This window comes from Pleomorphomonas sp. T1.2MG-36 (assembly GCF_950100655.1).
In the GTDB taxonomy this organism is placed as follows: Bacteria; Pseudomonadota; Alphaproteobacteria; order Rhizobiales; family Pleomorphomonadaceae; genus Pleomorphomonas.
In genome coordinates this window covers 1-3,557 of record NZ_CATNLY010000011.1, presented here as the reverse complement: position 1 = coordinate 3,557, position 3,557 = coordinate 1, and the positions used below count along the sequence as shown (strand labels likewise).

The 3,557-nt window shown below is 64.7% G+C and carries 3 protein-coding genes; all 3 read left to right on the top strand.

Going from position 1 to position 3,557, the window contains the following annotated elements; all coding sequences use genetic code 11:
- The first annotated feature begins 309 nt into the window (after positions 1-309).
- Genes QQZ18_RS07015 through QQZ18_RS07005 form a run of 3 tightly spaced genes read left to right on the top strand, consistent with a single transcriptional unit; the run spans position 310 to position 3,457 of the window.
- On the top strand, positions 310-1,518 hold the full coding sequence (locus QQZ18_RS07015) for a tyrosine-type recombinase/integrase (RefSeq protein ID WP_284539455.1): 1,209 nt from the start codon (positions 310-312) through the stop codon (positions 1,516-1,518).
- The gene (locus QQZ18_RS07010) at positions 1,512-2,432 is read left to right on the top strand and encodes a tyrosine-type recombinase/integrase (protein WP_284539453.1); all 921 of its coding nucleotides are present in this window, start codon (positions 1,512-1,514) and stop codon (positions 2,430-2,432) included. Before QQZ18_RS07015 ends, QQZ18_RS07010 begins: the two co-directional genes overlap by 7 nt.
- A complete protein-coding gene (locus QQZ18_RS07005; RefSeq protein WP_284539450.1) occupies positions 2,429-3,457 on the top strand; it encodes a tyrosine-type recombinase/integrase in 1,029 nt (342 codons plus the stop codon). Before QQZ18_RS07010 ends, QQZ18_RS07005 begins: the two co-directional genes overlap by 4 nt.
- Positions 3,458-3,557: the final 100 nt, after the last annotated feature.

Genomic DNA, 3,557 nt, shown 5'->3' with positions numbered 1-3,557 from the left:
GGGCCGGCGCCAGACCAGCCCAAAAGAGAGGCCGCCTGGGGGCTTCGCCGCATGATCGTCAGAGATCGACGCTGGCGGTCGGTACCTCCTCGGCACGCTCATTGCCGCCGGTGCGTCACCCTCCCGCCGTCACGGCCACCCTGCCTCCCGACCCAACGACACCAACCGCGCCCAGCCCTACGCCGCCGGACTGGTTGGGTTCCTGTCGAGGAGCAAAAACGCCTGCCGCATGGAATAGTGCCGCAGCCTTCGATTTGCTCGACGTGCCGGGCTCTTCCGGCGCCAACAAGCACCTCGAAGGAAAACAGGATGACAAAGCGAAAGCGCAGACATCGCCGCAGTGTCGATGTCCGGATCAACTGGCTGCAACCACATGCCGACGGCTTCAAGGACTGGCTCGCCCAGCGGAATTACTCGGCGGCGACGATAACGGAGATTGTGCGCCTGCTGGCATTGTGGGGGGATTGGGTTCGCGCGGCCGGCTTCGGGATAGAAACGCTCGCCGACGGTCTCACCGCATCGGCGTCGGTGTTCCGGGGCGGCAAGACCGCCCGCGCGCCGCAGGGAGCGGCCGCGCTGTTCGTCGCCTATCTGCGCGCGAAGAGCATTCTGCCTCCAGAGCGTCACCTGTCGCTGGAGGAGACCTGGCCCGCGCTCGCGGCCTTCCGACGCTGGATGCAGGAGCAACGTGGCATCAAGGATTCGACGCTCGATACCTATCAGGCGACTCTAGTCGATCTGCTGGCGTCGCTAGGCACTGATCCGGCGGCATATACCGCCGCCGCGATCCGCGGCTTCGTGCTCGCTCGCGCGAGGCCGCACGGCCGCGGGCGGGCGCAAGGCATCACCGTGGCAACACGCGCCTACCTCAAATATCTCGTGGCGATCGGACAATGTCCGGTCGGTCGGGAACATGCGGTTCCGAGCTTCGCAAGCTGGCGGTTGGCGACCACACCATGGTTCCTCGGACAAGCCGACCTCGACCGTCTTCTGATCGCTTGCGACGGAGAGGACCGTCTGCGTGACCGAGCCGTGATCCTGCTCCTTGCCCGACTCGGCCTCAGGGCGAGCGAAGTCGCCAATCTCACCTTCGACGCGATAGACTGGGGGACCGGCCGCATAACCCTTGCCGGCAAGGTCCGGCGGGAAGAGCGCTTGCCGCTAACCCAGGAGATTGGCGAGGCCATTCTTGCCTATATCGAGCGGGCGCGGCCACGCATCGCAACGACGCGGGTGTTCCTGACGGAGACGGCGCCTGTCCGCCCGTTGAGCCGCATCGCCGTGAAGTGCATCGTCCGGCGGGCTCTCGACCGGGCTCAGATAAAGAGCGCTCATCGCGGTGCTCACGTTCTGCGCCATTCCGCTGCGACGGCGATGCTGCGGAGCGGTGCCAGCCTTGCCGGCGTCGGCGCCGTGCTGCGGCACCGCTCGCCATCGGTCACCGCGCTCTACGCCAAGGTCGACATCGGCCTCCTGTCGGAGATCGCGCAGCCCTGGGGCGGGAGGCTGCCATGCTGAACGACGACGCAAACCGCTACATCACTTTGCGCCGCACGCTCGGCTACAAGCTGGTCAAGGCGGAACGACATCTTCACGCCTTCGCGCGCTTCGCCACGGAGCGGAACGAAACGCACGTCCGCGCTACATCCGTTCTCGCCTGGCTGGCGACAGTCGCCCGCACGCCGGGCGCTCGCGAGCGGCGTTTGACGGACCTGATCCTGTTCGCGCGCTTCCTCCACGCCGAGGATCCTCTGCATGAGATTCCGCGTGTCGACGTCGCGCGAAGCCGGCATGGACGGCCGATCCCCTATATCTACACGCCGAGCGAGATCGCCCGCATCCTCGATGCGGCTGGAAAAGCCCGGCGGTATAGGAACGATCGTTTGAGGCGCCCGCTTTACGTCATGTTGTTCGGGCTGATCGCCGCCACGGGACTGCGCGTCTCGGAGGCTCTCGCGCTCAGGCTCGACGACATCCAGCCCGGCGGGGTCTTGCACATCCGCGAGACCAAGTTCCGCAAGAGCCGGCTCGTACCGCTACATGTGACTGTGATCGAGGCGCTCGAGCGCTATCTCGATGTCCGCAGCCAACACGCTGGCGAGAGCGACTGGCTGTTCCCCTCCGTCGAGCACCGGAAACTCTATCCGACCACCGTGAACAACATGTTCCGCTCGATCCTGCGACGGGCTGGGATTGCGTTGGAGCGACACCCGCGGCCTCGCATCCACGATCTTCGCCATACCTTTGCAACCCGTGCTCTGGAACAGTGCGGCGCCCAACGCGGCATGGTCGCTCGTCACTTCGTGGCTTTGTCGACCTATCTGGGCCATACCGATATCCGAAACACCTACTGGTATCTTGAGGCGACGCCGGAAATGATGACGGATATCGCCTCGGCAGCGGAAATGCTGGTCGGGGAGAGCGCCGCATGACAAAGCTCGCCCCTCTCATCACCGGCTTCCTGCGCGACTACATGCCGCGCCAGCGGGGCTACAGCCCGCAGAGCTGCGAGACCTATGCCTTCGGCTTCAAGCTGCTGTTCGACTTCGCCGCGACACGGCTGGGCACCCGTCCATCACGCCTGATGATCGAAGATCTCGACGCGCCGATGATCATAGCCTTCCTTGGCCATATTGAGCAGGAACGCGGCAACGGCGCTTCCACACGTAACCTGCGGCTCGCATCCATCAAGACGTTCATGCGCTATGTGGAGCATAAGGTACCCTCCGCCTTGGAGCAGATCGGCCGGGTTCATGCGATTCCGAGCAAGCGCCACGACCAGAAGCTCATCCGTCACCTGACGATGGAGGAGGTCCGCGCGATCCTCAACGCCCCCGATCTGGCGACACGCTCGGGTGTGCGCGACCGGGCGATGATGCACCTGTGCTTTGCCGGGGGCTTGCGTGTCTCCGAACTGGTCGGTGTTCTCACCGAAAACCTATCGCTTCAGCACGGCGCAAGCGTGATGATCCGGGGCAAGGGCCGCAAGGAGCGCTGCCTACCGCTCTGGAAAGACACCGCGCGGGATCTCCGCGCATGGTTGAGCATCAGGGGCGCGGTGCGCGTGCCGGAACTCTTCGTCAATGCCCAGGATCAGCCGATGACTCGGGCTGGGTTCGAATATGTGCTCGACAAACACGTCGGCAAGGCAACCGAGACCTGCGCATCGCTACGTCTTCGAAGCGTCTCGCCACATCAGCTTCGGCATAGCTGCGCGGTTGTCATGCTGCAGGCGACCCACGACATCCGGAAGGTTGCCCTGTGGCTTGGTCATGCCGATATCCGCACGACGGAGATTTATCTCCGTATGGACCCTTCCGAAAAGCTGGAAGCGGTCGAGGCGGTCGTCCCGCCAGAACTGAGGCGTGGCCGGTTCAAGGCACCGGATGCGCTGATCGCTTCCTTGCTCGCTGACCTGGAGGAGGCCCCGGCCGTATCGGAGAGGGTCCGCACCTGAAGCGGCTCTCTCGCCCAATCGACCTGATCCTGCACCGTCATCGTGCTCGACATGGTCCATGCCGTGTCGGGCGCGGTTGGTGTCGTTGGGTCGGGAGGCA